Genomic DNA, 26,151 nt, shown 5'->3' with positions numbered 1-26,151 from the left:
TCTTAAGCCAGATAAAATCATCCACTTGAATGTATCTGATCCATTATTGAGATAGTTGACTACTTATCTTTCACAACCAATACCGTCTCCATCACGATCAAGTTTACGACTGTATCCAGGCTCCCCTTCATAGATCGGGTCAGCTCCTGCGGCTCTGACAGCATCACAGTTTTTATAGTACACATTCGTTACAATTGATTCGTTTTTAACTTCGTTGTTCTTTTCAACACTTGGTGCTTGCGTGACAACAACCGGCTCTTCAATCGCAGGCTTAGGTTCAACAAAGCCGCTGTCTTGGACATAGTTTTCTATACTCCAGATCCCCTTCGCTTTTACACGTGCTTGTTTCTGGATTTCTTCAAATTGATCTACATATTTCGTATTCGGTGGATATATGTAAGCAACACGAGCTAACCCATATTCGAGTAGTTGCTCATTTAACATTTTATTGTCTATCCATACATATGCTAACAATCTCCCGTATTTATCGCGTTCCGAAACATCTAATTCAAGTTCCATATTCCCTTTGGCAACCTGCTTCTTTACAAAGTTGGATGCGTCTTTAGCAAAAGGCTGCTCTTCCTTCTCTGGATGAACGGATTCCGGTGTATCAATAAGTAGTAAACGAACTTTTTCTTCTTTGCCTTCTACCGTAACTTTTAACGTGTCGCCGTCCGTTACTTCAACTAAATTAGCAGGAAACCTATTATGATTATTTTGGGTTCCTTGAGTTTGTTTTCCTTTGGAATCTGAGCTCTGGGATGTCTCTATAACATCTGCTGTATTGCTTTTTGTCTCAGAATTAGATGAGCTGTCCTCTTTAGTATCAACCACAGCGATCGGCTCTGTTTTGTTTGCTGTATCAGAAGAAAGTGATCCTACAAACAAAATTAGAAATACTCCTGCAAACGCTCCTAAGACATAAGTCAGTGTTTGCTTACTTCCCTTGGTTTGACTCTTTTTAAATTGCTTATATGCCCAGTATCCTAGAGCACCAGCGACAAGAAGATAGAAAAACTTAGTGATTACAGCAATTATGAATGCTATAACAATAATGTATAAAATTATTCTTCCCATTTCATCCTCCTTAGTAAATTTGTACCGAAATGGATTATAACATAATTAGGTAATTGGGAATATGTTTATCTAGGTCTGAAGATACAAAAATCCGAAAAAATTAGTGGTATATATAAAATCAATATCTTTTTGGGATTGCATTAATACAAAAGTAACTACGCTATCTCCTCAATCGAAACTCCTCAAAAGAAAAATAACGAAACTGTCTTATACTAATTTGTAAATGCAAAGATAAAAATGCATTTCATAGGATTATGTTGGTGATATGATTCCAACATTTTACCTGTTGCATTTTTTACTTTGGATAAACATCAGCTCTAAATTGTTTTCACTTCAATTGCGACCAGATCTAACCAGATCTACATGGACTGAAAATCACCATGAACAGCTTGTTCCAGTGCTATATTATAATCCTTAACATTTTAATTCAGAATGATCGGAGTTAGCCGCTGCAATCATAAGAGTGAAGTAAAACGTATGGAGTTTCATTATGTGCCGATTGTATGTCTGTTATGGGAATGGTAAATAGCTATAAATAAGTGATTTCCTTTTTATAGTCTCTCATTGCTAATATTTTGTTTTACTTTTACAACCTACAATTTATCATCTCAACGGTTTTGCATCTTTACCATGTGTTGAAAGTTGATGGTTTAAACATTTTTAAGAGATAATTATAATTATATTGCAAATATGACGACTTACAAATGGCCTATTCAATAATTTTTATTGATAATAATGTATTTGATTCTCATAAAGTGATATAATAAGTGTATGAAGTTAAGGAAGCGTGGTGTATTGAATTTGAATTGTGAAGTAAAAATTTTATCTGTAGAGATGCAGAATATAAAAAATGTTCGTTACGGTAAAGTTGATTTAGATCTGAACAACGACAATATTTTGGATGCACAAGTAGTGGGCTTTTATGGTCAAAATGGTTCAGGGAAAACTGCTGTAGTTGAGGCATTGTCACTTCTGAAGAGTTTACTTAATGGTCAGAAACTTCCAGGTAAGAATCAAAGGTTAATTTATGAGGGTGAAAAAACACTCTCTTTGGAGTTTGAATTCATACTACAACAAGATACGAATTGCTACAAAGCTAAATACAAAGTTAGTTTGGAGTATAGAGAAGATACAATGGTTGTTCAGATGGAAAGTGTGAGCACAAAGGAAAAATCGTACCGTAAAATGTTCCATTACGAAAATGATGAAAGAAAGCCTATTGAATTAAGACGTAAACCAAAACAAGAATTTGAGATCCTTTTAAATGGTATCAAGTTACTATCTGATCAAGTAGAAGGTTCATTATTTTTTGGGAAGATGGTTAGAAGTCAAGCCGATAAACTTTTTGATGGTCCCGAGTTAGTAATTTATCGAGCCTTAAGGGATCAGCTTTCTAAAAATCTATTAGTAATAAAGAACTTGCAAGAAGGCGTGTTCCCATCTTATTTATTTAATGACTTAAGTTCACAATCAATGGAAAACAGCACCTATGATATTAATGATCCGGTATCCTTATCCAAAGAGCATTACAAATATCTCGCAGATGTCATTGAAAGAAACAATGTTGTTGTGAGTGCAATTATTCCAGGATTGAAAGTACAGCTTAAAAATATGGGAGCCACAACCCTAACTAATGGAGAAGAAGGAGTACGAGCAGAATTTATTTCAATTAAAGGGAATAAAATTTTACCATTAAAGGTTGAATCGGCCGGAACTCTTAAGTTATTTGCTGTGACAACTTCTCTAATATCTGCTTTTCACAATCCTTCAGCAATAGTTGTCGTAGATGAGTTTGATGCAGGAGTTTTTGAATACCTGCTTGGTGAACTTATCGAAATATTCCAAAATCATAGTAAAGGTCAACTTATATTTACTTCTCATAACTTGAGAGTTCTAGAAAAGCTCTCCCCACAGAATGTTTGGTTCACTACAGTTAATGAGAACAGAAGATATATTAAATTAAGTGGTATTCAGAAAAACAATAATATGCGGAACGTTTATTTACGCGCTATTTTAGTAGGCGGTCAATCTGAATTCTTGTATGAAGAAACCAATCCAATAAATATTGTGCGTTCTTTTATAGAGGCAGGGTTACAGGATGGCGAATAAAAGGAAGAAGGCTTTATTTGTTATAGTAGAAGGCGAATCTGACAGTCTTTTCTTCTTTGAAGAATTACAAAGGATCTGTAGAGATGAACACATCCATATCAAAGCTTATCATGGTGACATTTTTACAGACCTTAACCAACAGAATATCCCCATTAGGGACCGAGTACGGACGTTCTTCAAAGATCGATTAGATAATTTAAGAATTTCTGATTTTCTAGGCATCATACATTTTACTGACACAGATGGTGCTTATGCTAATGATGAGTATGTCATTGTGGATCAGCAGCAACAAGACAAGATAAGGTATCATAATCGAGGGATCTATGTAAACTCGGATGATCAACAGCTGAAAATGCAATTGCGTAATAAACTAAAATTAGAACATACGTCTAATGCCCGGAAATTAATGAACATTACTTACAAAAGTACAGAAATTCCATATCGATTGTTTTACCTTTCTCAAAATTTAGAGCATCTGGTTTTTGATGCGTTGAATGTTCCAGATAATGAAAAAGTAAAAAAGATAGTCGGAGCTATGAGCAAACAATCAGGGAAAGTGAACGTAGAAAGTTTGCTGAAGCAACACCATCCAGCACTTTCAAATATCACTGATAAGTACCGTGATTCTTGGGATTTTATTTTTCAAGGGGATAATTCTTTACAAAGATATACTAATGCGGCGTTAATGTATGATTATCTTGAGGAATTATTAGCAGCAAAGAAATAGCAGCTACCACATCTTGGGCAAGAATTGAAACAACCATTACCTTACTTTTGAAAGGCAATGGTTGTTTTTGTTTTTTAATATCCTTGCAAGATGGCCACTCTACTTTCTTTCAATTTTAAATGGGAATCAAAATAAGAAATATAATGTTTTTTCTTCATTCGTTGTTTGAAGAAGTTTAAACTATAAATGTGTTTTATTGTACAGTCTTCGACACAATACGACACAAATGATCTTGAGTAAAAGGTATTATTCTCTTGTGGTTAAGAACGGTATTACCTTCAATTTTAATGGTGACCGTGTGGTTCCGAGACATTTTTAAATCTCTAGTCAAATGTAGAATATCGTTCAACAAAACAACTTGATCCTTAGATATCTAAACAATTTTTCAAATATCTTCTTACTAAAATCAGATTTGATTCTTAAGAAGTACAGATGCTATTCGTTGAAGGTCATCATGAGTAGAGTTATGCAGTGATCTAAAGCTAGTCAGGTAATTCAGTATAGGAGGTTAGTTTGTGGAACAACAAAGATATAAGGTTATAATTGCAGAAGACGACATACATCAAGTGTCTTTGTTGAGAAAGTACTTAGAGGAAATGGATTTATTCGTCGTCTCCTGTGTATCATCCGGGATACGTTTAATAGAGGAAACCAAATTACATAAACCGGATATTATCTTGTTAGATATAGGACTAAAAAAAATGGACGGTATAACTGCCTTTAAAGAAGTACTGCAATCGGGTGTTCATCCACAAATCATTTTCGTTACAGGCTCTATCAGTCCTAAACATCTATTAGCAGGATTTGAGTTTGAATCCGTTGATTATATAACAAAGCCCGTGAACGAAAATCGATTTAAGAGAGCGATTAACAAAGCTAAAGAACTGATATATGCAAAAAAGCTAATTGATGCTGAAGTAGCAGAAGCTATAAACTGGGTTGTATTAAAGCAGAATTACCGTGATGTAACTGTCGCAGAGAATCAGATCATCTTTGTTGAGAAGGATAAACAGTATCGTAATAGATACATTGTTCACCTCAAAGATGGAACAACTGTTGAGACGAGTACACACCTTAAAGAGATTAAGGAAATGTGTTCGCCAAACTTAGTATATTCGCACAGAAGCTATCTCATTAACATACTGTATATCACGGCTATACAACCTGATGGTATGTTTACAAAAAATTATAACGTTTCATTAGACTATACTTCTGAAAAAGTCCCTTTAACTAAAAAAAACTATATGGATGCTAGTGATCTATTCTTGAAATTTCGTACACAAAGTACTTAGCGTCGCCGGTGGTTTACTTGTGTTTTGAACTCGATTTCTCCATCTACTTCACCATTTTCAAGAAGTTCGTATGTAATTGTGATGCTTCCATAATCAATTGCTGGATGTCCAGTGATCTGATCCTCTAAAAGTAATAACAGTGTTAGCAGTTTGCTACGGTTCATCCCCTCGCCTGCTAATCCCTGCTTGGGACCCCTGAGTCCAATTTTTGTAGTGTGATAGTTAATTGCTAGTTCTCCATCTCTCACAAAGAATTCCATCGTGCCACTGGGGAGCTTGGAAAGTGTTCTTGGGAAATAGTCGGAAATAATGCAGAGCTTAATTTGATCATAGAGATTTTCGTTATTTTTTCGCACTAGTGGATTTTCTCTTTCTAAATATGAATCGTTGGACATGTACATCTTGCATGCACCTCTCATTGACGTAATCCTAAAGAACTATTAGGGACATGACTAATATACCAATCCATATAGGACTATTAAAGTATATTTGTTCGAAATGTTCAAAGTTATGTCTCAAATGTTCTCTTTAGGTTAATAAGGAATAAATTGAATACCGTTCCTGTAGGTGGTTCTTATGGAGTACTCGTTGTACATTTTTCATCTACAATCAGACAAGTTTGGAATCGTCTTTATTGTTTGATTATTTGACTACCACAACAACAATTCCAAGGGCGAACGTATAGAGTACCTCATAAAAACAACAAAAAAACACCAAAGGTACGTCAATCGAGAATTCTCGATCAGCTAAACCTCTGGTGCTTCCAGAACCGTGTATTCAATTAACCATAGTATACTTGAATCGTACTAGAATGAATAGTGTTATTTTTTTTCAACGAATGGGTAGGTCCTTTTCCTCATACGAAGAAAGCCTCCACTATCTAGAGAGTTGTCAGCTTAATTCAGGGTGCTTTTGGGGAAATTTTTTATTTTGATTACGTACTACGTTCTGGTATAATATAGATAATAAAATAATCAAACGTGGAAGCACCACGGTAATCCAAGCGGATTGCTGTGGGCTTTTTTTGTTTTGGGAGGGAAATTCAGATGGCTGTGAGGATCAAAATGGCTACTCTTTTTAGCATTATGGCAACGACACTTCTAATATCAGTGAACCTTTTCAGCAGGTATATTGTAGGTAATGATCGGTTTACAGTTGAGATTTTATCTTATGAGATCCTAAAGTATACTGCATGCTTTATTTTAATCTCCAGCGTCAATTATATGGTTGCAGGACCTATTATGAAGCCGCTATTACAGGTCATTAAAAAATTTGATACAGCTTCAGTCAGAAGTTCTGTAGATAGAGCTCATCCTAAAGGGGATGAATTTAGTATTTTGGAAAATGGATTTAACCAATTGACAGCAACATTAAAACTTCAAAATCATCAAATTAATGCGATGAATCATGAACTGATCCGAAAAAATGAGAATATGAGCACCCTCTTTAAAGATACAATTAGCGCTCTTTCTAAACTGGTTTATGCTCGAGATCCTTATACAGCTTCTCATTCAACGAATGTCAGCCGATACGCAAAGGCACTTTCTGAAAAATTACGGCTTAATGAAAGTGAAAGTTATTATTTAGAGATTGGTGCGCTTCTTCATGATATCGGAAAAGTAGCAGTCCCTGAGAACATCCTTTCTAAAACAGAAAAGCTTACTGAATCTGAATTTGCTGTTATTCGTAAGCATCCCGAATATGGATTTCAGATTATTAATGAGATTGAAGAGCTCCGAACTATAGGTGTTAGTGAGATCGTTCTCTATCATCATGAACGAATGGACGGAGGGGGCTATCCGAGAGGGTTGTCCGGATATGAGATTCCTCTGCCCGCACGAATTGTTTCCATATGCGATGCTTTCGATGCAATGACAACCAGTCGGTCCTATAGGCCTGCCTTAGATATAGACTATGCTATTGAGCAACTTCGAAATAACGCTGGTCATCAATTTGATCCCTATATCGTTGATGTTTTCATTCAATGTCTTGAAGAAGATCCAAGCCTTTTCAGAGTTATGGAACAACATGAAAAAATGCTCGCAAGTGTATAACTTGTGAACATTTAAATAAAAAATCCTAGACCTCAAACGGATATGTATGAGAGATTACCACACTCTTATGCTATCACGATAAAGAACGTAGCATTGGAGAATGAAAATATACGAGTTGAAACGGCTTATTGAGTATATTTCATTCAAGATATTACATCTGCTCATCGTGATCTCGGGTATATCGGTATTAAACAGCTCACAATCTCGTTCAACACACTTTTAAAAAATTTCCGTATCCTTTGTTAATGCCGACCGATTAGAGTCTAATGTATACTTGGGATATGAACAAAAATTTTCTGTCAAAAGAATCAATAGAAACTAATGTTGTTATTCATAGAAATAATTTAAAGACTAAAGGTGTCTTTACCGAATTAACCGACCACCTCTAAATTACGTTACAAGCTCCTAAACAACCGTTCGCAAGGTAAAGTCCTGATAAAATACGAACTGCATAGCGATCTAAGGTTCAAGATAAATGGATAGTTTGGCACAAGTTTAAATGAAAGGGACATGCGAATGCCCCTTCTACACTGTTTGGATTTGACGATTTCACGTTGGTAGTAAAGCTTTTCCCTGAACCAGATATCCCCAAAATGAAACTGTTTCCATTTAACAACTGCTTTCGATTGGTAATGAGCATGTTCTTGCTAATTACATTTTGCCCATAATAAATACCTTCGGGATGAAAGACCTGCTGCGCCCGAAAGGGGATGAACATTGCCATACTTTCGGTATTCAATGTTCTCAGCGCATTCCCCTTCTACTCCGAAGGGGAATCAGTATTCAGTCCATCCATTTGCTGATAGCTCAGAGTGGATAATTGGCACAAATTTTCCCTTATCCTGCTTCAGAATGCGACTTAACGTTTTAATCATAGCGCCTTATAGAAGGTATTTGTAGAATAAAAAAACTTAGTGCCGTGGCATGGAAATTCGAATTTTAAATACGCCCTTAATAGCTGATCTGTTGTCATGCCGTGATATCCAATAAAGCCTAATGCCGCGCATGGCTCAGCTCCCAGCAAACACATCCAGCTTAACGTTTCAATACCAAATTGCCTAAAATAGAAAGCAATCCTACACCAACAGCCAGAATAGAAAAAAAGAACTGCCGCAAGGAGATTCCGAAAAATAGCTTTCCGTATATTCCTGGATTTCCCGGTTAATCTTTACCTCCACCTTAATCCCTCCCAAGTTAGCCACACATTACTTACTTTTATTCTTTTCCTCTGTATGGCTACATCCTTCTCCTTCATCAAACCCTATGGAATGAAATAGCAGCGTGGCAGCAAGCTGAATTCCATCTTTCAACCCCTGCAGATACAATCGTTCATTTATAATTCCATACTTGTGGTGATGCCAGTCCTCCCATTCAGAGAACTCCGACATCCGTCCAATATCCTTTTCTGCAAACAAAGCTTCAAAGGCTTTATCTGCTTGCTCACGGATAAAGTTTAATTCAGGATCGTGCTCAATTCTAGCAGATACCTCATCCATTCTTCCTTGAATCGCTTGCCGAAACCACGGTGGAAATCCCATCGCTCAGCTTCCCCCTAACTTTCTTTTATAGTATCTGCTCAGTTCGCTTCATAATTCATCCAGCTTGCGACTTTGCTTCTGGACTTTCAAACAAAAGAAGAGACTGTTCTATGCATTTTGTCCTAATACGTTTAACTTACGTCGCTCCTCCTCCATTTTTTCCAACCATTCATTCACATCCTCAACCTCCATTCCAGTTATGAAATTTAGAAAAGATGAACATAATGATTTTTTAAACTACCTTAATGGTAGTTTAAAAACTCATTTAAGTCAATTCTGTACTCCTACATAATAAGAGTTATAAAGATACTTTAATTGAAAAGAGGGTACTGTAATGATTGTTTACGATAAAAAGAAGGTAGGTAAGCGTATTCGCAAGCAGCGGGATGCTCTGGAAATTTCCCGTGAACAGATGGCTGAGTATATTAAACGAGTACCACGGTTCTGTGGAGATATTGAACGCGGAAAAGTTGGCATGTCCATTGAAACGATGCTCAGCATATGCCATTTGCTCAAAATTTCTCCTAATGAATTACTATTAGATAATGAAACCTCTTCAATAAGTGATGAGTCTGAGTTAATTATGGCAGCACTCCAAAACTGCACAGAAAAGCAACGTAAAGATGCGCTGGCACTTTTGAAGCTTTTTCTTAATGCAATAAAATGATCTTAATTATATCATCAGAGCACCACTTCGGATTGATTTGACGGCGCACACGGGAAATGAATTGAAAAATCTGAGCAATTCCCTTTGCTGGCAAATAATGAGCCTGTACTGGAATAATGACACTATCTGCTGCTGCCAAGGCATTGATTGTCAGCATCCCCAGGCTTGGCATACAATCAATAAGGACATAATCGTAATCTGACTTTACCTGGTCGATATATGAGCGCAGAATTGTTTCACGGCTCATCGTGTTCTCAAGCGACACCTTAACCGCGATAACTCAATATTGCCTGGCATGAAGCCGAAGCCTTCCTGATGCTGTAAAATACCCTCCTGTGAATATCATCGTTTTGACAAGCAGAGTGGCTAATGAAACAGGAATGCTGTCTGGTTCCCTATAGCCCAAAGGAATTTGTCAAATTCCCTTGCGCATCTGCGTCCACTAGCAAGGCTCTCTTATCTTCCTTAGCCAATCCGATTCCTAGATTTACAGCCGTTGTCGTTTTGACCACACCGCCCTTTTGATTAGCCAGGGCGACGACTACCTTCGTCATCGCATTTCCTCCCTTCAACGTAAAAAAGCCGACTGCGTTGAATTTGAACTGCTCCCCGTCAAGTAGACAGCTAAAAAAACAAAAAATGGTTCGTTTAGATACCTTAGCTCGGATGACATGCTAAGGTATTTTGTTATGTTGCTCTGCGGTATTCACTCGGAGACAGGCCGTCCAAACACTCCGTGTAACGGTAGTGGTTGTAGTAACGCATGTAACGACGGACTGCGCTGTACAGACCTTCATAGGCGTCATATTTCGTAAGGTAATAACTTTCTGACTTGTACGTACCCCAAAATCGTTCGATTGGCTGGTTGTCCAAACAGCGACTTACACGAGACATGCTCTTTATGAATCCATACTTCAACTGGAGTCTTTTATACTCATGAGAGGTATATTGAAAGCCTCTGTCGCTCTGGATCATAGGGGACACGCTTGGATTTGTGTCGTAGGCTTTTTTCAACGTATCCATCACGAGTTTATTGTTGTTGGAATGACCGAGTACCCATGAAACAATCGAGTTATCGTATACATCAATAATGGCACTTAGATACGCTTTACGTCCATTTCCATACTTCAGCTCTAAAAAAACTCCCCTCATAATAGACGTAGAAAGTTTTGTTTTTTTCTACTGTCTACTATGAGGGGAGCATAGCAAGTGGAGCCGAGGCGGCTTCTTTTTAATTATGGCTCTTTTAAAGGTTATTGTTTGTTTTTCCCCCAAAGAAAAAAACCACTCAATTGAGTGGCTTAAAATACTATGTTTATTCAACTATCGTTTCCCGTTAGTGTAATGATTACTATTATGTTCAGTTGAACATTTTATAGCTTTACATTGGAAAAATCATCCTTATTCATCACCAAAATACATTTCACGATCTTGCACACGTAGAATATATCCTTCGTTGCAATTGTCCTTTAGTCGATTGTTGTAATCAACTAGCTCATCTTTCGTAAGATCTCTTACTACATAATGTTTCTTATGGTCGCCTCTTACTACAGCACAAGCAATATGGGAGTCTAAAGGGAAGATATACTCAATTTTACCTTCGGAATTGATGAATCTACAAACAGGATTATCACTGGTTATGAATTCTCCATTAGCAGGAGCCCTTAAGAAAACAAGGGTTGACTCATTAACAAATTTCTCTACCTCAGCCATAATCAATCCTTCTCCATTAAGAAATTGACGATATAGCTTCAATATATAACTATGGGCATATTCATCGTACACTGTCTCTAAAAACGGGAATAAACGTTCTTCTTCTGGAATTTTAATGGATTTAAAGTCGATACCTAATAAATCACCTCTTAAGGCTACGTCCAATGCGTTTTGTAGTACTGGGTGATACGGTTTCGATCGCCATTCAATCGAAACCATAAACTTAATTAGATCATCTCTTTTGATTGCATTCAATAAATGAGTGTCCTTTGACGAAACTGCATTTGCAATTGTATCATGAGTTTTGTTCCAATCATTTTCATATTGTTGGCTCCAATTTACTTCAATATCTTTTCTTGTTTTTGAAAGTATAGTGCTTCTAAGTGAACGTTTTACTTCATCAGAAACAACATTCCCTTTCAAATCACTAATGCTCCATTCATTGAATCTATAAAAGTTTAGATTCATATCGATTGGATCTTTCAGTATATTTCCATCCAATTTTACGACGTATTCTTTCAAAGGTTCAAAAAATGATTTGAAATCCTCTTCGTTACCACTAAGAGAACCTGCTCTAATTGTATGGTAATCATCAATCCCTGCAAATCTTTTGGTATTCTTTTCTTCCCCTAAATCGTTGATTCCTTTTTTCACAACATAGATTGACGAATTTCCATGCTTCCAGGACTTCATGTAGGTTTGAGGAGTAAGATGATGATATATTGCTTCCGTATCCATTGTTTTCTCCTTATCCTTTATTAATGGTCTTCATCTCATAGAAACTAGCTTCAAATTCATCAATATCAATAAATTTAATGAGTTAATTATAACATATATTGTAACTTCCATACCCGTTAGTTCAATGAAATCAACAACAAAGTTTAACAGAGCCTTAATTAAAGGAAATCCCCGAAATTTCAAAATGCTTCATGGTGTTTTGTTTAGTAATTCCCCCTCTTAATCTCCTAGCTTTGTTGTTATGGCGTTCCTGGAGCTTTACGCTCTGTCCCCCATACTTATGATTTATCATAAGTGCATTTAAAAGGCATTAAATCAATTAACCTAAATCATATCCCTTGGTTCGAAAACGATGGTCAATTATACGAGAACGTACCGTAGCAGGGCTAGAAGCGGCTAGAGCGCGTGGACGCAAGGGCGGTCGCCCCATGACAGATAAGAAGAAGCTAGACAAGGCAATCAAGCTACACGAGAGCGGAGAATTTACAGTAGCGCAGATTGAAGAAATGACCGATGTAAGCAAGGGTTCACTTTACCGTGAACTAAATCGCAGGAAGCAAGGAGCAAAGAAAGCGGATGAGAATAACAGTCAGCCGTTACAAGCCAAATAAGACAGCCTGTGAGACGTTCAGGACTTGTATAGAGGACTGTGATAAGCTCAATTAGGGAAACTGCTCTTTTAAATACACCTTATAGGGCTTGTACAGGCTCCCCCCATTAGCGAATGATTTACTTTTTGTTGGAGTGTCAGAGTTTACCCTCGTCTGCTCCGTACAAAATTTTTCTGAATTGACGTTTTACGCATATTCTCATTCCACCATTCAAAAGTTTTGTTATACAATATCAAAAATGTATTGAGATTCCAAATTTTGTAAAATAATGACCGTTGTGTTATTATCAATTTGTCATTCTGAATCTCGTAATCATCATGATTCTAATTGTTATTGCTATTGTTCTTACAATAACGACAATAATCAACTCAAAAACAATCAAACAACTAAAAAACGAAAGAAAAAAACGTAGTCATGAGTAATTCACAACCAATAGATTACGCAAAAGAGTTGAAGAATATCGTATGAATATAGACGACACTAAAATCTTTGGCAATGTTTCGAGACGACAAAAATCGTGGGAGAAAATCCTTACCATCTACGTACTTTATTGTATAGCTTAAATGGTTCTCCCGGAGACAATTTAAAGAAGCAAAAGTAGAAATGTGGACTTCCATTTAGATTCTGTCCAGTCGTTTTTTATTCAGTAAATTAAGTTTTTTTAAAGGTTTTAGAAGCGATAGAATAAATTATATTGTGAGTTGATATTCATGGATAAAAAAGAGTTGTATTGTTTGATATTTAGTCAAGATTTGAAGGAAATGGTGCTTTTAAACTACAAATGGATACCTCCATTTATTGATAATACAAAGCCGTATAAATTCATAGGAAGTAATGAAGATCAACAAAATTTCATGGATGCTTTTCATTTCATGAGAACAGAAATTGACATAAGACAATCTGAAATTTTATTCGATTGAGAGGTAATGAAAATAATAATGCAAGGGAAGAAAATAATAATACATTCTTTTTAGTACCACTAATGAACTTGACGTTTTTATCGAGTTTGACTTGAGCTGCCGTATCTATACGAATCATTATCATAAATAGCAGAAAATGTTGACGATAGATTATGTATACGAGAGATTAGTCTCTCTTTTCTATTTGCTCTTTTTAGGACTAACTCACTACAAGAGGTGCATTTGATGTATAATTAAAGAAATTCATGAAAATAGTAACTGCGGCATTTTATAGCACTAAGAAATGAGGTGAAACTTATTGATAAGATTATTCTTAGGAATTTCATTACTAATTGCAGCCGCACTAAAAATGTTCGGGCTTATCGAAATCACTGAACCCTATGTTTTTGGCTTTTCATTAAGTGTTTTATTCATGTCATTAGTGAGCTATTTAGATGATCCTCTAAAAGAGATTAAGAATAAAAAGAGCTTTAGCATAATTCTAAAATTCGTGTTTTTATTTCTAAGCATAATGTCTTTTGTGTTAGTTCCCCTAATATATAACACACCCGTAATCCAAACAATAACAACTTCAATAGACAATGACACTTTTCTTTTATTTGGAATTGCATTTAGTTTTCTTACATTGTTTTCTGGTGATAGGAATTTGGGTCACATAAAAAAGCTATTTGAAATTGAAAAGCAGAAAGCAGTCAATGAAAAAGTAAATGAGATAATAAGTAAAGTGGATTCTATAAAAAATAAAAGAAAGCCCTAAGGGAGGGGATACTAAATGTCTCAACAAAAACAAAGTACTGACCTCGATAAAAGAATTGAAATCATTTTCAAGCGTCCCACAGAAGAACTGCTAAGTCCTTGGGAAATATCAAACTTCATAAATCAATTTTCTAGTAATTATTATAAAAACGAATTACTAATTTCAATATCTAAAGCAATAAATTCAGGAACTCCCGTTGAAAATATTTTCATATTAGATGATTCTTTTAAAATTAATACCTCCTATTCTAAACTTGACGTAATAGATTTAAATAAAGCAAGCGAGATATTATATCTTTATCATATGGGTAAACCTGTAAGCCTATTTCCAAATCGCAAGATTTACTCCATCAATATTATTTTCAATGTTTTTAGAACATTTAATGAAATTATTTACAAACTGATTCATAAAAGAATCGCTAAAAAACAGCTACATAATTTTATCAATTCTCCAAATGATAAGAGCATGCTAAATATTCTTTCTGATTTAAAGGATTTGGCTTATAATCTTTTAAGCAAATCTAATCTTAGAGAAAAAAATAATGAAATAGAAAAAGCATATGGTGCAGCAGTAAACCGAATTAATAAATTTGATGATGAACAGATAGATATTGATTTAATGCAAGATAGCTTTTTTGAAAAAGATTACGCTTTACTAAAAAATGAAAAATACAAAAATCTAGAGTCCAAGTATTTTTCATCTTTTTTTAGAGAATTTAATAACAACTCAAGACCTGTCGTAGGCATATACTACCCAGAAACAAATAAAATACAGATACTTTGTGTAAATCATATTAATAAAACCAAAAGAGACTCAAGATTCTTGGATTTAAAACAATTTTCACATAATAGCCCATATGAAGTTATCATTTTAGTTGGAACAGGTATAATCTTGCCTCTGATGAAAGAAATAAAATATCATTTAGACGAGAGAAAATTAACTAAACAAAAAAAAGAAGTTGTGAGTACTGGAATCGCATTGGATAATCATCTAAATGAAATTTATTCAGAATTAGAAACCATTTTGTTAGATACAAATTCTTCGGATTTCGATAACATCGAACTAGACTACCTTAAAACAAAAATTGTAGAGACAAAAAATAATAACGATAACAAGATTAATGAACCAATACGAAAATACGGTTTTTCCCTTTCAAGTGTTGTTACAAAAACTAAAAGTTCTTAGAGAAAAAGAGGGGTTCGCCACCCCTCTTTGCTATTTCCGCCAATACATCTCGACTATTAGTCTTTCCTGACCAACAGTGAACAACACTCCACATGTGTGGAGTCGGTATAAAAAGTATACAAAATGCAGATAGTGAAGATACATTAATTTCGTTTTGCAAAAGGTCGTGAAGGACCCTCTCCTCTTGAATTGAGATGAGATACTATATTCTCAATTTCAACATCAGACACATAAGCAGAAACCAATCTTCTTTTTGCCCCATCCTTAGGAAGATATAGCATGTCTCCTCTCCCTAGCAAATCTTCAGCTCCCGACTCATCTAGAATTACCTTAGAATCATAATGATTGGCAACAGCGAATGCAACTCTTACGGGTAAATTTGCTTTAATCACAGGCGATAACACTTGTTTGGATGGGCGCTGTGTGGCTATGATCATATGAATACCAGCTGCACGTGCAAGTTGGGCAATTCGCTGAATACATTCCTCTACATCCGCTCCTGTTGTCATCATCAAATCCGCAAGTTCATCTATGACTAAAACGATATAAGGTAGGCGAGGAGCGCTAGGGTCTACCGATTGTACCCTATCGTAATACGATTCAATATTACGCACACCGTAGTGGCTTAAAATTTCATATCGCTTTTCCATCTCTACAACAAGTTTTTTCAATGCGATTCCTGCTCTTTTCACATCCGTTACGATCGGGCCAAACAAATGCGGGATGTTTTCGTAGACCGAGAGTTCGACCATTTTGGGATCAATGAACAAAAATTTAAGCTTATCCGGACCCAGACTGTATAAAAGACTTATGATCATAGCGTTGATAAATACGGATTTGCCTGCTCCTGTAGCTCCTGCGATCAGTAGATGCGGCATGCTGGCCAAATCTGCATAGACCGGTTCCCCCGACATGTCCATACCAATAGGGAAGTTTAGAGCAGTTCGTGTAGCTAAAAATTCTTTATTCTCAAGAAGTGGTCTTAAATGAACGGTATACGGTAGTTTACTGGGTACTTCAATACCAATTACGTTTGTACCAGGGATAGGGAGATAAAGCGTTATTTCTTCAGCCTTCAGAGCCATTTTCAAATTCATCTTGAGTCGTTTAAAATGGGATATATTCAGCCCTTCTGCTGGTACCAATTCATATCTCGTTACACGAGGTCCATAGGTGACACGAATAACTTTGGCAGGTAACTTCAAATTAGCTGTTTCTCTTTCAAGCTCAGCGAAAGCACTTTTTGAATCCTGGTTTGAAGGGGGTATGACTGTTGAAGATTTAAGTAAAGTGATAGGCAACTTCAACACATCGGTGCTTGGGTAATTCCAACACAGTTTGCCAGTCTGGTCAAACTGTAATATAGCATCAAATACCGTATCGCTTTTATTCGATTCTTTGGACTTATGAACAAATCCCCGAATTAAACCACTTGATCCCGTTTCCAGAATACGTAGGATAGTTTCCTTTTCAATGACTTTACCTTTGATCGTTTTGCTAATTTTGAAATCACACCCCGTGTTCTCCCATCCGCTGCAGCCATATAAAACTCCTTTATCGATGACAGGCTGTCCACATTTTTTGCAAGATCCCAAGTTTTGATCAGCAGTCACATTTCGTTTCTGCCGCCGATGTGCTTCAGTTATAGGTGGTGTCTTAGCTGGGATACTGGACATAGAAGAAATAATCTGTTTTGAAACATCTGGACATTCAGTAGAATTCCTCTTAATTTCTATAACTTCATGATGCATTGAGAGCTTTTGATGCCTTGGATCCCCCTCGATATGTGTAGTATCAGCCTGCCCCAGCGACGATATGGATTGTACAGGTGAGCTAGTTACTGGAGGTCGTGAAATGGGAATGCCGTTACCAGTCGCTACTGAGTTTGTTTTAACTGCTTCGGGCATGTCCATAGAATGAACAGAGTTCACAGCATCATAAACAAGCTTAGTTGCCAATTTCTTGGCCTGATCAATAAAGCTAGTATGTGTAAATCTCCCCTGACCAATCTCACTTAATGTTTGTTCCCACTTGGCAGTTGTTTCGGCAGAAGATAGAGCAGATTGGCCGATAGCTTGAATAAGCGTACGTCCTTTAACGGTGGGATACACCAAGTTTTTTTTGATTTCAATATAACTCTGATCCTTTAGTCGGCTTATAATACTCGCTCTAGTCGCTTCTGTTCCAAGACCATGCGTTTTACGCATGATGCTTTCTAGCTCTTTATTTCCTAACTGATTCCCGGCAGACTTCATCATTGAGATGAGGTTACCTTCTGTCAAACGCTTAGGAGCAGAAGTCCAGGCTTCTTTAACAGAACAATCGGTGGTACTACCAACTTGTCCCTCCACTACACTAGGAAGCAGATCTAGGCTTTCTTCGCTCTCGTCAGGGTCATCTGTATTCATAACGAGACGCCAGCCGTCTCGAATGATTCTCTTCCCTTTGGTTATGAACGAAAATTGATCTCCCACATACGTGATGATCGTGGTGTGTTCCAGAATAGCACTATCATAATGAGCTGCAATTACTGATTTGACAACCAAGTCATAGATCAGTCTTTCATTATGGCTTAATCTGCTTATATCTGGAGCTGTATCGGTCGGTATAATCGCGTAGTGGTCTGATACTTTCGAAGCATCCACATATCTTTTATTATTTATAATGGAGGGAACCGGTTTAGGAATTAAAGGAGTATAAGGCCCTATTTTACTTATGTTCTCAAGAATGCGGGGAAACTCCTTTGCTTCTTCCGTCGTAATCCGATTACTATCCGTACGTGGGTAGCTCTGATACCCCTTGTCGTATAGCGTTTGACAGGCATCTAAGACATCTTTCGGACTTAGTTTAAAAAGTTTATTCGCAAGGGTTTGCAATGCGGAAAGACTAAAGAGGTACGGGGGCAAAGTCTCTTTAGTCTCCACAGATATCTCATCGATATCTGCCGTTTTTCCTGAACACCAAGCGGCCAATTTCTCGGCTTTACCCTGATCGATAAGTCGGTCTTGATTGCCTGTAAACCATTTCCCCCTATACTCCATACCGCTAAAGCTGAAGTTTGCAATGACTTCCCAATAGGGCGTGGATACAAAACTCTCTATCTCTCTTTCGCGTTCAACAATAAGTGCTAGAACCGGTGTTTGAACACGCCCTGTTGAGAAGCTCTCTCCTTTTTCAACTTTGATTCCTTTCTCTCGAAGCAGTATGGAGTATGCTCTTGATGTATTTATCCCCACAAGCCAATCTGCACATGACCGAGCATATGCTTCATAAAACAAATTTTTCTTTTCTGATTCGGGTAGAAGATTCTGAAATGCTGCAAAAACCGCTTCTTTTGTTAACGAAGAAGTCCAGAGTCTTTTCACGGTTTTTTTACACCCACTAAGTTGATATATCAGAGTAAAGATGGCTTCACCTTCGCGGCCTGGATCACAGGCATTTATAATTTCGTTAAAGCTCTTGTTTTGAATCAATTTCTTCAAGTGAGCGAACAATTTTTCTTTCCCTTTTGCAGGCTTCAGTTGAAAGGGTCCTGGTAGTATGGGGAGATGCTCCATTCTCCACTTTTCAAACGTTGGATCATAGTCCTCTGGTTCTTTTAAAGTAACTAAGTGTCCTGCTGCCCATGAGAAGTAAGCTCCCTTGGGGAATGTCGGACAGGGCAGTACCTCGATGTAGCCCCAACCTTCGCCTTTGGTTGGAAAAGGAGCCGCTAGTCGTTGGGCTTGGTCTTTTTTTTCAGCTATGATAAGTTTCATGTAAACCTCCTATAACGAGCAAAAAGCACGCTTCCCCATAGGGAGAAGCGTGCTTCGCTTTGTGAGTATTCAATTGATTTCATTATACCGTAATCTTACACCGAGGTCACCCTGTATGCTGTCCAGAAGCGTGCTAAATATGTTCTTATTCTGTGGTGTCTACTTACATGTGAACAAGCCATCCAAATTAAAACCCAAATTATTAACCTTTCCCACGGATAGTTAATCTACTACTTTATGAATGAACAATGTAGCCTTAATGAAAGAAAGGGCCCCTTACTCTTGGTTACTCCCACGAAGTTCGGTGTATTTTTTGTTTGAGCCATATGCCTTATCTACTGGATACTTCTCTGCATTCTTCTTCAGCTTTTCTATTAATGCTTTCTTCGGATCAATATTAAGATCGTTGCACATGAGTAACACATAATATAGAACATCAGCCAATTCATCTTGAAGTTTGTCTTTGCTTTTCGCAATGGCTTCTTCGTTACTTTTCCATTGAAATATTTCAAGCAACTCACTCGCTTCGAGATTCAAAGAAATGGCCAGATCCTTGGGATTATGAAATTGTCCCCAGTCCCGCTCATCTCTAAATGCAGTAATCTTTTGTATTAATTCCTCCACAATGAACCACCTCTATACAGTCATTCGACAAATAACGGCAAAGTCCTTGCTTACGTCCTCTTGATACACCGAAGCGTAAGCATCACATAGGAAGCAGGCGCAATCAGCGTCAATGCTCTACTCGTTTTCAGACTCATCCTTGTAATTAGGTGTTCTTGTGTGAAGAGGCTTAAAACTGCTCATAAACCGTCATTAGAGGCAAAAGGAAAAAGCACCTTCTTTGAGGTGCTTTCCGTCATACCGGCAAGTAATCTAGATCTCTTGAAGAAATCGCTTATGTTCTTCTAAATGTTCTTCGTACTTCACATGATCCAGAAAAGTTATACATTGGTCCATCAGTTCTTCAGGCGTGTGCTTCAACTTTTTGGCATACATAAATGCTGATTTAGCCAGTTTTTGAATCACTGGTGTAACATCTGCTCCGTTTAGCTCAAGTTCCGGGGATTTACCCGTATACGCCAATAAAGATGTAGGCATAAAAGAAGCTGAAGTCGTAACTGAACATAGTGCCATATCATGAACATAATGATCATTCATATTAGCGATAAAATAAAACAGATATGGTTTGTTCTTCACTAGTTTTTGGATCCAAGATTTTAACTCGGGCACATTGTACATTCTTCTGGCTTCATGTTCATACCCGTCAAATAAGATGACCACAGAGCTGTGACCTTTTTGTTTTTTCTTTTCAACGTTCACTAGTACATTTAAGTACGTTTGAATATGTCCTTGTAAAACATGATCTTTAGTTACAACTAGACGTGTTACTTTCAGTTCTCTTTCTGTTTGCTCTTCTCCACTAAGCTTGAATGGAACGCCACTATCTTTAAACAGTTGTAGTGCGAAATTTAAAGATTGCACCCGTAATTCCTCCTGTTGAGATGACCCTACCAAAGCCCATCTGATTTAGATGCAGCTTTGAGTCTATTTAATATGCAATTCGTTCCGGCATTAACTGTTACGATCAGGAAACAAATTTAGTATAAAACGTGTATAGTGTTGTAACTGTCGTACGAAGTGTAGCGTAGTCTCGGCTTCACTTGCGATAGACTCTAACCCGTGACTCGTAATTTGATAAATATAGGTGCTACGCCGATCTGTCGTCCATTTTCCTGTTACATATCCCTGGTCTACTTCCATTTCTCGAAGTACCTCGTAATAATAGCCTTGTGCAGGCTGCCATTCGTATCTTTCTTTAAAAAGTAACCACACTTTCTTTCCACTTTCTTGGCGATGTTCGGCTTCAGTTAGAATCTTTAAAAATAAGAACCGGATTAAATGTCGCACGTTAATTAATCGGTTAAACATTTTTCGTTGCTGCGTATTCAGTTGAATGGGTTCAGATTTACCAGTACCCGAGATATGAAAATCAAAGTGATCGGCCATACTTTTTAAACTCTTCATGGTATCCATACATGATTCTTTAAAACTATCTATTTTCGCATAACCGTCCGAGGTAATAGCGTAGTATTTTTTATTGTTCTTGTTCTCCGTCCGAATCGTTGTTATCCATCCGAATGATTCCATCTGACTTACTACATTGTAGAAATAGGATCTCGCTCGGCCTCGTTGTATATTACTTAATTCCGCGCGGACCACCTCAAAGATATCTGAAGGAGATGCCGACTGATTGTGAAGTTCACGAAAGATGAGCAAGTACATGATATCTCTCTCACTGAGCCCTAAGCGTTCTGGACCGAGTTTAATCTCCTCTTTCACTGGCATTAGACTCCCTCACTTTCCGGATCCTTTAGTTTGATTACGAACGTGACAAAGATTGTTTATTACGTAGTGTCTTTGTGTCTTGACGAATGCCCATGTATTTCGAAAGGAACGTATATACCACGAAAAAGCTAATTCCATATGAGAGGATCCACACCCCACCTATTGCAATCAGATGAGGAACTAAAAGAGTGCCGCACAATACTAGTGAAACTACAGCGCCTCTTACCATAGGTCCTGTCATCGTAGGTTTTTCAACTTCATCATGTGGTAGTTTACAATCCATAAGACCTTGCATCCGAGAGGATTCAGCTTTCCACACGTAATAAGAAATTATAATTTGAGATATTCCAATCGTACCAAAGATACGGTAAACACTTGGAGCTATCGGCCCTTGAATATGATTGGCCACAAAAAACATGCTAAGAATAAACGAACAAATTCCGATTTTTATGAGGAACTGCATGTGTACTTCTCCTCTGTATACTGAAATTAAAAATGCATATCGCAAGTTGAAAATGCATGTTCTATCATTTGGATCAAGACGGTGCTCTTACGTTTATAAACGCAATTAGAGGACTTCTTCATCTTCGACCGTTTTTGTGCCTGCTTTGTTACCCTTTAACCTTATAAATTATTGTATGGAGCCAAGGTGTCGTTGTCCCTGAGTAGAAAGAACTGAATCTATTCGACTATCGTTACTGGACGGCCGAATTGTTTAAATGCTTGATCCTCACTATACAAATCCATCTTATATCCCGTTAATTTTGCTGCAAGACGTGCATTTAGCCCCTTCAAACCAATCGCAAGTGTGAGTTGATTATTGGGCACAATCACACGTGCTGTCGGATCTTCTTCATCGTCAAAAATGTGGACCTCAAGTACTTTAGCAGGTGCTAAGGAATTTGCAACATACTCTTCCATCTGTTTGGACCATTTAATGATATCTAATTTCTCGCCGCCGAGTTCATTGGTAATGGATTGAATAGTTTGCCCTTTTACGCCTACACATACTGCAACTTCATCCACATTTGGATCTAGTGCAGTAACTGCAATCTTCGAACGGATCCCCGCTTCTCTGGAGATGGATTTGATGGCGACCTTTCCTTCTTGTATTTCTGGGATCTTTGTTTCAAACAACTTCTTCAGATGTCCTGGGTGTACACGAGACAGAATGACCAAAGTTCCTTTAGAGGTTTGTTCAACGCGGGAGATATACGCTGATAGTGTATCCCCAAGCTTAAACTTTTCATTTGGCATCAAGTCACTGATAGGTAGGACAGCCTCGGTATGGTCTAGTAAAACATATAAGTTAGATGAGTCCATGCCCTGGACCTTCCCAGTGATGATCTCTTCTTCCTTACCAGCGTACGCATCAAATACGAGAGCTCGTTCAGCTTCTTTAATTCTCATCATAACCACCTGTTTGGCCGTTTGAGCAGCCAACCGTCCAAAGTCTTTCGGAGTAACTTCAATTTCAATAAACTCGTCAAGCTGGACCTCCGGGTTGATCTGCCGAGCTTGGTCGATCAATATCTCGACTCGTTCATCAATAATATCATCTACAACCATTTTCTTTGATAACACTTTCATTGCACCAGACGTACGATTTATATCGACACGTACATTCGTTGCTGTATTGAATTTCTTCTTGTAACTTGATACGAGCGCATCCTCAAGACCTTCTAACAAAACTTCTTTTGAAATCCCTTTTTGCTTTTCAATCTCCGTTAATGCTACTAAAAAATCCTTATTCATTGTCATTCTCCTTTTGTATTCTGTTTTTTACTACACAAGCTATGTCCGCGATCTGGGTAAGCATTGTTATCCCTAGCATGCTACGGATATTTTCGACACCATCGGTTTACTAGAAAAAACTTCGATCTCGAGACAGGGATTCATTCTTCACCCTACAGGTACCTTTCGATGGAACCGCAAATCTAAGCGTATATGTATCTGTTTCTAAAAAAAATGATGAACGTTTAGTAGATGCGAAGAGCAAAGATCGTCAACACATATGGAGAGGGGGGCAGGGCGACAGACCATCAACTGTAAAACTCATCCATATATACATTATATCGTACTACTCGGTCACAGGAAAGCAGTTCGTCTTCTCGCATACGTTCTTCCTTCTCGCCTTTTCCTTCCCCTTTATACGAGATCTTCAACCCTGAGACACAAAAACACGGATCTATGATCTACTTTCAATTCTGAAACCTAGATACGAGTCTATATCTTTTCTTTAGGGCTAGAGTGAGTGAGCGCCGCGCGCAAAGGGGGTTCCAGGTTCAATAAAAGTTGCAGATTTCTAGATACAAATCTAAACCCTCGTTAAAAGGGGGCAATACAACAGGCAGGCTAAATAGTCAAACAAAAAATGAGCGGCGAGAACGCAGCAGGACTAGGATGTATTAAAAGAGGTTTAGTCCTATGAGCGAGTTGTACGTTTATATGTGTTTTATGGATTTGTATAGACCTCCTTTGGTTTCTTTGGATGGACCTAAGTGTTAAAGGTGTCTTTAAGGTCACCTTTAGGTCACCCTATTCTCAGAGAGGTATAGCCTATCAACACAACAAAAAAAGGCACCTGCCCTTTCCGAATTCTACATGATCACCAAATAAAAGTGATACAAATCGCCCTTGAAGGACGTAGAATTGGAATGTGGCGTGTGCCTGTTCCTTATAGATCCATGTTACTAATGTATGAGTAAAGTATATCACAAAGCGGACGGAGATTTAAAGAGAAACGTGTTGATCACAGAAACAAGTCCCGTCAACTCTTTAGATTCATATGGATCACACAACGTCAATGTTACTTTCAAATGGCCATGTAATGACTCAAAGCGCAGCGCCAATCACTTGCCATTCCTGCTCATCGATAATCGGTTTTAATTTCAAATCAATTTTGAACATGTATGCATTGTACGCTTCTCGGTGCTCAAGAAGTATCATCCATGAAGAATAAACCCCTGCTCCCCAACCTTCCGGATCGGTACCGTGTGCCTCAAGGATGTTGGTCGTATTCTGAAACTCAGGTAAAGCTTTTACCGCTTCAAACGCTTTTGCCTGGGATTTGGTAATCGTCACTGGTTTATTCATGGGTATTTCCTCCTCGGTGTGTTGCCTTCCGCATGGGATCGAGCCCGGAAGGGCGAATTTTTCGCCTTTTGACGCGGAGCTTGGAAACAGGGAAATGGCCGGATAATCAAGAATCCCTGGACAATTTTTTTCGGACAAAGCTTCATGATAGAAAAAATTCTCCCCCTTGATCGTTCGGATCAGCGTCTTAGCTCATGGCAGGTGGAGAGCGTAGCGGAGGCTCGGCCTGCCATGAGCTAAGACGCTGTTTCCCTTGTTACCATGCGGAAGGCAAAAGGCAAAGAAAGGCGCTAAAAATAAAAAAGAACCGGCGGTGACCGGTTCTGTCCATGCTTATATTCTTTAATTCAGGTACATTTGTTCTTTTTCATGACGGTTTAAAAGGTACTACATCCTGTTATCTGCTAATGTTCGTACTGTAGTATACTGAGATTCTACTCAGAGTCGCTTCAACAAATAGGTGTATGCTTGGTAGCTAAGTGCTCCAGATAGAGTTGCAGCCAGAAGCTCTCGAAGCACCTGGGATTTTGTAATTCTCCATTTCTTCGAACCTACAATGAGTCGGATTTTAGGGTAGTTGAAATTGAAATATCCCTGCCATTTCAATTTTCGAAGTATATACCTTACAGTTACTACTCTGACCATTCCACTTACCAAAACTTCTTTGACTTCTTTCAGTACCTTACGATCGTCTCCAGCTGGCATTTTTATGCAGCTCCTTTTATTAGAATGAGCCCAAGTATAGCCTTGTTAAGTGTGACCACGTCAATACCCCTCAAAATTCACATAAGAATAGTTACATAATAACATCATAGATACCCTATTGCTGAAAGTATCCATACGTTTTTTGCTATTCGTGTATATGCCCTTTACGAATACAACCGGGATCCAATTTCAGAAATCCGATTTCCCTGAGTTTCTTTACGAAGGTCTTTTTCGCTTCAGCATACGTGCGATTTTTAATGGCTGCGTTTTGAATAAGATCTCCTTTTACGAATCGTAGTTGATGGTCTTAAATCTTCATGTTTTTGAATGTCCAACATATTTTTAAAAGTAGGTAAAAAAATTCGTTTATATAGGAAAGCAAGGAAATTAACCCAGGAAGAATTAGGAGAACGACTTCAAATAGATTATTCGTACTTGGGAAAAATCGAGCGTGGAGAAGTTAATATCACGATAGAGGCCTTAAATAAAATAGCTATTGCGCTTAACATTGCCCCTTCACTGCTACTTGAGGATGACAAGCATAATTCGAAGGATAAACTAAAAACGGATATTTTGGAGAAAATTGATACTACTCTGATATCCCTCTCTAGTAAAGAACTCGAAGTGCTCCATCGTTTAATTAAAGAAGCGCTTGTATTGAAAGAATTATAATGTCATGATCATAAATACAAAAAAGAACCTCCACTTCTCTTAGAAAAATAGAGATTAGGGAGATGCTTTTTTAGTTTTTACAGATCATCTGATAAGCTTAATGTTCTTTCATAAACACCACATTTCACTTGGATCACAACGCCAATGCCAGTTGGAATGAATGTGTATGCAAACTTTGCCCCT

26 protein-coding genes are annotated in these 26,151 nt (G+C 37.6%); 10 read left to right on the top strand and 16 right to left on the bottom strand.

Annotated features, from left to right (window positions below):
• Positions 1–63: 63 nt before the first annotated feature.
• Positions 64–1,077, bottom strand: coding sequence for a thermonuclease family protein (locus CXK86_RS20245; protein WP_101314398.1), 1,014 nt, complete (start codon positions 1,075–1,077; stop codon positions 64–66).
• Positions 1,078–1,878: 801 nt separating this feature from the next.
• On the opposite strand from CXK86_RS20245, the gene CXK86_RS20240 reads away from it, so the two are divergent.
• The 3 genes from CXK86_RS20240 to CXK86_RS20230 all read left to right on the top strand — a co-directional run bounded on the left by CXK86_RS20240 (position 1,879) and on the right by CXK86_RS20230 (position 5,205).
• Positions 1,879–3,186: an AAA family ATPase gene (locus tag CXK86_RS20240; protein WP_180361814.1), complete on the top strand. Its 1,308-nt coding sequence runs from the start codon at positions 1,879–1,881 to the stop codon at positions 3,184–3,186.
• Entirely contained in the window at positions 3,176–3,913 is a 738-nt protein-coding gene (locus CXK86_RS20235; RefSeq protein WP_101314396.1) for a hypothetical protein, read from the top strand. Before CXK86_RS20240 ends, CXK86_RS20235 begins: the two co-directional genes overlap by 11 nt.
• A 515-nt stretch (positions 3,914–4,428) precedes the next feature.
• Entirely contained in the window at positions 4,429–5,205 is a 777-nt protein-coding gene (locus CXK86_RS20230) for a LytR/AlgR family response regulator transcription factor (RefSeq protein ID WP_100526620.1), read from the top strand.
• On the opposite strand, the gene CXK86_RS20225 is transcribed toward CXK86_RS20230, so the two are convergent.
• Entirely contained in the window at positions 5,202–5,606 is a 405-nt protein-coding gene (locus CXK86_RS20225) for a hypothetical protein (RefSeq protein WP_100526621.1), read from the bottom strand. The two genes, CXK86_RS20230 and CXK86_RS20225, sit on opposite strands and share 4 nt — an antisense overlap.
• 645 nt (positions 5,607–6,251) lie before the next feature.
• Here CXK86_RS20225 and CXK86_RS20220 point away from each other — a divergent pair.
• A complete protein-coding gene (locus CXK86_RS20220; protein ID WP_101314395.1) occupies positions 6,252–7,259 on the top strand; it encodes an HD-GYP domain-containing protein in 1,008 nt (335 codons plus the stop codon).
• A 466-nt stretch (positions 7,260–7,725) separates the two neighbouring features.
• On the opposite strand, the gene CXK86_RS33125 is transcribed toward CXK86_RS20220, so the two are convergent.
• From CXK86_RS33125 to CXK86_RS20205, 3 genes are all read right to left on the bottom strand, one after another.
• Positions 7,726–7,983 carry a hypothetical protein gene (locus tag CXK86_RS33125; protein ID WP_218973874.1) on the bottom strand — a complete coding sequence of 86 codons (258 nt, stop codon included), beginning with the start codon at positions 7,981–7,983 and terminating at the stop codon, positions 7,726–7,728.
• A 147-nt stretch (positions 7,984–8,130) separates the two neighbouring features.
• A complete protein-coding gene (locus tag CXK86_RS20210) occupies positions 8,131–8,307 on the bottom strand; it encodes a PrgI family protein (protein WP_483870018.1) in 177 nt (58 codons plus the stop codon).
• 157 nt (positions 8,308–8,464) lie between these two features.
• Entirely contained in the window at positions 8,465–8,797 is a 333-nt protein-coding gene (locus CXK86_RS20205; RefSeq protein ID WP_091036643.1) for a hypothetical protein, read from the bottom strand.
• Positions 8,798–9,131: 334 nt separating this feature from the next.
• On the opposite strand from CXK86_RS20205, the gene CXK86_RS20200 reads away from it, so the two are divergent.
• The gene (locus CXK86_RS20200; RefSeq protein WP_101314394.1) at positions 9,132–9,464 is read left to right on the top strand and encodes a helix-turn-helix domain-containing protein; all 333 of its coding nucleotides are present in this window, start codon (positions 9,132–9,134) and stop codon (positions 9,462–9,464) included.
• Here CXK86_RS20200 and CXK86_RS32195 read toward each other — a convergent pair.
• From CXK86_RS32195 to CXK86_RS20185, 4 genes are all read right to left on the bottom strand, one after another.
• The gene (locus tag CXK86_RS32195) at positions 9,448–9,711 is read right to left on the bottom strand and encodes a ParA family protein (RefSeq protein ID WP_218973873.1); all 264 of its coding nucleotides are present in this window, start codon (positions 9,709–9,711) and stop codon (positions 9,448–9,450) included. The genes CXK86_RS20200 and CXK86_RS32195 overlap by 17 nt on opposite strands.
• Before the next feature lie 148 nt (positions 9,712–9,859).
• On the bottom strand, positions 9,860–10,018 hold the full coding sequence (locus tag CXK86_RS32190; protein ID WP_180361813.1) for a ParA family protein: 159 nt from the start codon (positions 10,016–10,018) through the stop codon (positions 9,860–9,862).
• 133 nt (positions 10,019–10,151) lie between these two features.
• Entirely contained in the window at positions 10,152–10,616 is a 465-nt protein-coding gene (locus CXK86_RS20190) for a DDE-type integrase/transposase/recombinase (RefSeq protein WP_101314393.1), read from the bottom strand.
• A 249-nt stretch (positions 10,617–10,865) separates the two neighbouring features.
• Positions 10,866–11,915 (bottom strand): DUF4238 domain-containing protein, encoded by a 1,050-nt coding sequence (locus CXK86_RS20185; RefSeq protein ID WP_101314392.1) that lies wholly within the window; start codon positions 11,913–11,915, stop codon positions 10,866–10,868.
• Positions 11,916–12,343: 428 nt separating this feature from the next.
• Here CXK86_RS20185 and CXK86_RS20180 point away from each other — a divergent pair, with 428 nt between their 5' ends.
• The 4 genes from CXK86_RS20180 to CXK86_RS20165 all read left to right on the top strand — a co-directional run bounded on the left by CXK86_RS20180 (position 12,344) and on the right by CXK86_RS20165 (position 15,388).
• Entirely contained in the window at positions 12,344–12,526 is a 183-nt protein-coding gene (locus CXK86_RS20180; RefSeq protein ID WP_101314391.1) for a helix-turn-helix domain-containing protein, read from the top strand.
• A 710-nt stretch (positions 12,527–13,236) separates the two neighbouring features.
• The gene (locus CXK86_RS20175; RefSeq protein ID WP_101314390.1) at positions 13,237–13,446 is read left to right on the top strand and encodes a hypothetical protein; all 210 of its coding nucleotides are present in this window, start codon (positions 13,237–13,239) and stop codon (positions 13,444–13,446) included.
• Positions 13,447–13,744: 298 nt separating this feature from the next.
• A complete protein-coding gene (locus CXK86_RS20170) occupies positions 13,745–14,203 on the top strand; it encodes an MraY family glycosyltransferase (RefSeq protein ID WP_091036659.1) in 459 nt (152 codons plus the stop codon).
• A 15-nt stretch (positions 14,204–14,218) separates the two neighbouring features.
• Entirely contained in the window at positions 14,219–15,388 is a 1,170-nt protein-coding gene (locus CXK86_RS20165; protein WP_101314389.1) for a hypothetical protein, read from the top strand.
• Between the two features lie 143 nt (positions 15,389–15,531).
• Here the strand turns inward: CXK86_RS20165 and CXK86_RS20160 are convergent, their stop codons facing one another.
• The 7 genes from CXK86_RS20160 to CXK86_RS20125 form a co-directional block, all read right to left on the bottom strand.
• Positions 15,532–19,146, bottom strand: coding sequence for a DNA topoisomerase 3 (locus CXK86_RS20160; protein ID WP_101314388.1), 3,615 nt, complete (start codon positions 19,144–19,146; stop codon positions 15,532–15,534).
• A 276-nt stretch (positions 19,147–19,422) separates the two neighbouring features.
• A complete protein-coding gene (locus CXK86_RS20155; RefSeq protein WP_101314387.1) occupies positions 19,423–19,770 on the bottom strand; it encodes a nucleotide pyrophosphohydrolase in 348 nt (115 codons plus the stop codon).
• 252 nt (positions 19,771–20,022) lie between these two features.
• Entirely contained in the window at positions 20,023–20,631 is a 609-nt protein-coding gene (locus CXK86_RS20150) for a hypothetical protein (protein ID WP_101314386.1), read from the bottom strand.
• Between the two features lie 90 nt (positions 20,632–20,721).
• A complete protein-coding gene (locus CXK86_RS20145) occupies positions 20,722–21,489 on the bottom strand; it encodes a helix-turn-helix transcriptional regulator (protein WP_180361812.1) in 768 nt (255 codons plus the stop codon).
• Between the two features lie 687 nt (positions 21,490–22,176).
• The gene (gene nusA / locus CXK86_RS20135) at positions 22,177–23,250 is read right to left on the bottom strand and encodes a transcription termination factor NusA (RefSeq protein WP_101314383.1); all 1,074 of its coding nucleotides are present in this window, start codon (positions 23,248–23,250) and stop codon (positions 22,177–22,179) included.
• 1,080 nt (positions 23,251–24,330) lie between these two features.
• Entirely contained in the window at positions 24,331–24,591 is a 261-nt protein-coding gene (locus CXK86_RS20130) for a YolD-like family protein (protein WP_101314382.1), read from the bottom strand.
• A gap of 438 nt (positions 24,592–25,029) precedes the next feature.
• Complete coding sequence (locus tag CXK86_RS20125; RefSeq protein WP_101314381.1) at positions 25,030–25,296, bottom strand: hypothetical protein; 267 nt, start codon at positions 25,294–25,296, stop codon at positions 25,030–25,032.
• A gap of 327 nt (positions 25,297–25,623) precedes the next feature.
• Between CXK86_RS20125 and CXK86_RS20120 the strand changes: the two genes are divergently transcribed.
• Entirely contained in the window at positions 25,624–25,968 is a 345-nt protein-coding gene (locus CXK86_RS20120) for a helix-turn-helix domain-containing protein (protein WP_101314380.1), read from the top strand.
• The last annotated feature ends 183 nt before the right edge of the window (positions 25,969–26,151 follow it).

This window comes from Paenibacillus sp. BGI2013, assembly GCF_002843485.1.
Classification (GTDB): domain Bacteria; phylum Bacillota; class Bacilli; order Paenibacillales; family Paenibacillaceae; genus Paenibacillus; species Paenibacillus amylolyticus.
Note: the sequence above shows the minus strand (reverse complement) of the source record. Positions and strands in the feature narration are given on the sequence as shown.

Bases quoted from the DNA above. Each gene is read 5' to 3' on its own strand.
- CXK86_RS20225 (WP_100526621.1), bottom strand. From the start codon at position 5,606: ATGTACATGTCCAACGATTCATATTTAGAAAGAGAAAATCCACTAGTG.
- CXK86_RS20235 (WP_101314396.1), top strand. From the start codon at position 3,176: ATGGCGAATAAAAGGAAGAAGGCTTTATTTGTTATAGTAGAAGGCGAA.
- CXK86_RS20205 (WP_091036643.1), bottom strand. From the start codon at position 8,797: ATGGGATTTCCACCGTGGTTTCGGCAAGCGATTCAAGGAAGAATGGAT.
- CXK86_RS20180 (WP_101314391.1), top strand. From the start codon at position 12,344: ATGACAGATAAGAAGAAGCTAGACAAGGCAATCAAGCTACACGAGAGC.
- CXK86_RS20245 (WP_101314398.1), bottom strand. From the start codon at position 1,077: ATGGGAAGAATAATTTTATACATTATTGTTATAGCATTCATAATTGCT.
- CXK86_RS33125 (WP_218973874.1), bottom strand. From the start codon at position 7,983: ATGGCAATGTTCATCCCCTTTCGGGCGCAGCAGGTCTTTCATCCCGAA.
- nusA (WP_101314383.1), bottom strand. From the start codon at position 23,250: ATGAATAAGGATTTTTTAGTAGCATTAACGGAGATTGAAAAGCAAAAA.
- CXK86_RS20175 (WP_101314390.1), top strand. From the start codon at position 13,237: ATGGATAAAAAAGAGTTGTATTGTTTGATATTTAGTCAAGATTTGAAG.
- CXK86_RS20185 (WP_101314392.1), bottom strand. From the start codon at position 11,915: ATGGATACGGAAGCAATATATCATCATCTTACTCCTCAAACCTACATG.
- CXK86_RS20160 (WP_101314388.1), bottom strand. From the start codon at position 19,146: ATGAAACTTATCATAGCTGAAAAAAAAGACCAAGCCCAACGACTAGCG.
- CXK86_RS20220 (WP_101314395.1), top strand. From the start codon at position 6,252: ATGGCTGTGAGGATCAAAATGGCTACTCTTTTTAGCATTATGGCAACG.
- CXK86_RS20190 (WP_101314393.1), bottom strand. From the start codon at position 10,616: ATGAGGGGAGTTTTTTTAGAGCTGAAGTATGGAAATGGACGTAAAGCG.
- CXK86_RS20125 (WP_101314381.1), bottom strand. From the start codon at position 25,296: ATGCCAGCTGGAGACGATCGTAAGGTACTGAAAGAAGTCAAAGAAGTT.
- CXK86_RS32190 (WP_180361813.1), bottom strand. From the start codon at position 10,018: ATGACGAAGGTAGTCGTCGCCCTGGCTAATCAAAAGGGCGGTGTGGTC.
- CXK86_RS20120 (WP_101314380.1), top strand. From the start codon at position 25,624: ATGTCCAACATATTTTTAAAAGTAGGTAAAAAAATTCGTTTATATAGG.
- CXK86_RS20130 (WP_101314382.1), bottom strand. From the start codon at position 24,591: ATGAATAAACCAGTGACGATTACCAAATCCCAGGCAAAAGCGTTTGAA.
- CXK86_RS32195 (WP_218973873.1), bottom strand. From the start codon at position 9,711: ATGAGCCGTGAAACAATTCTGCGCTCATATATCGACCAGGTAAAGTCA.
- CXK86_RS20165 (WP_101314389.1), top strand. From the start codon at position 14,219: ATGTCTCAACAAAAACAAAGTACTGACCTCGATAAAAGAATTGAAATC.
- CXK86_RS20200 (WP_101314394.1), top strand. From the start codon at position 9,132: ATGATTGTTTACGATAAAAAGAAGGTAGGTAAGCGTATTCGCAAGCAG.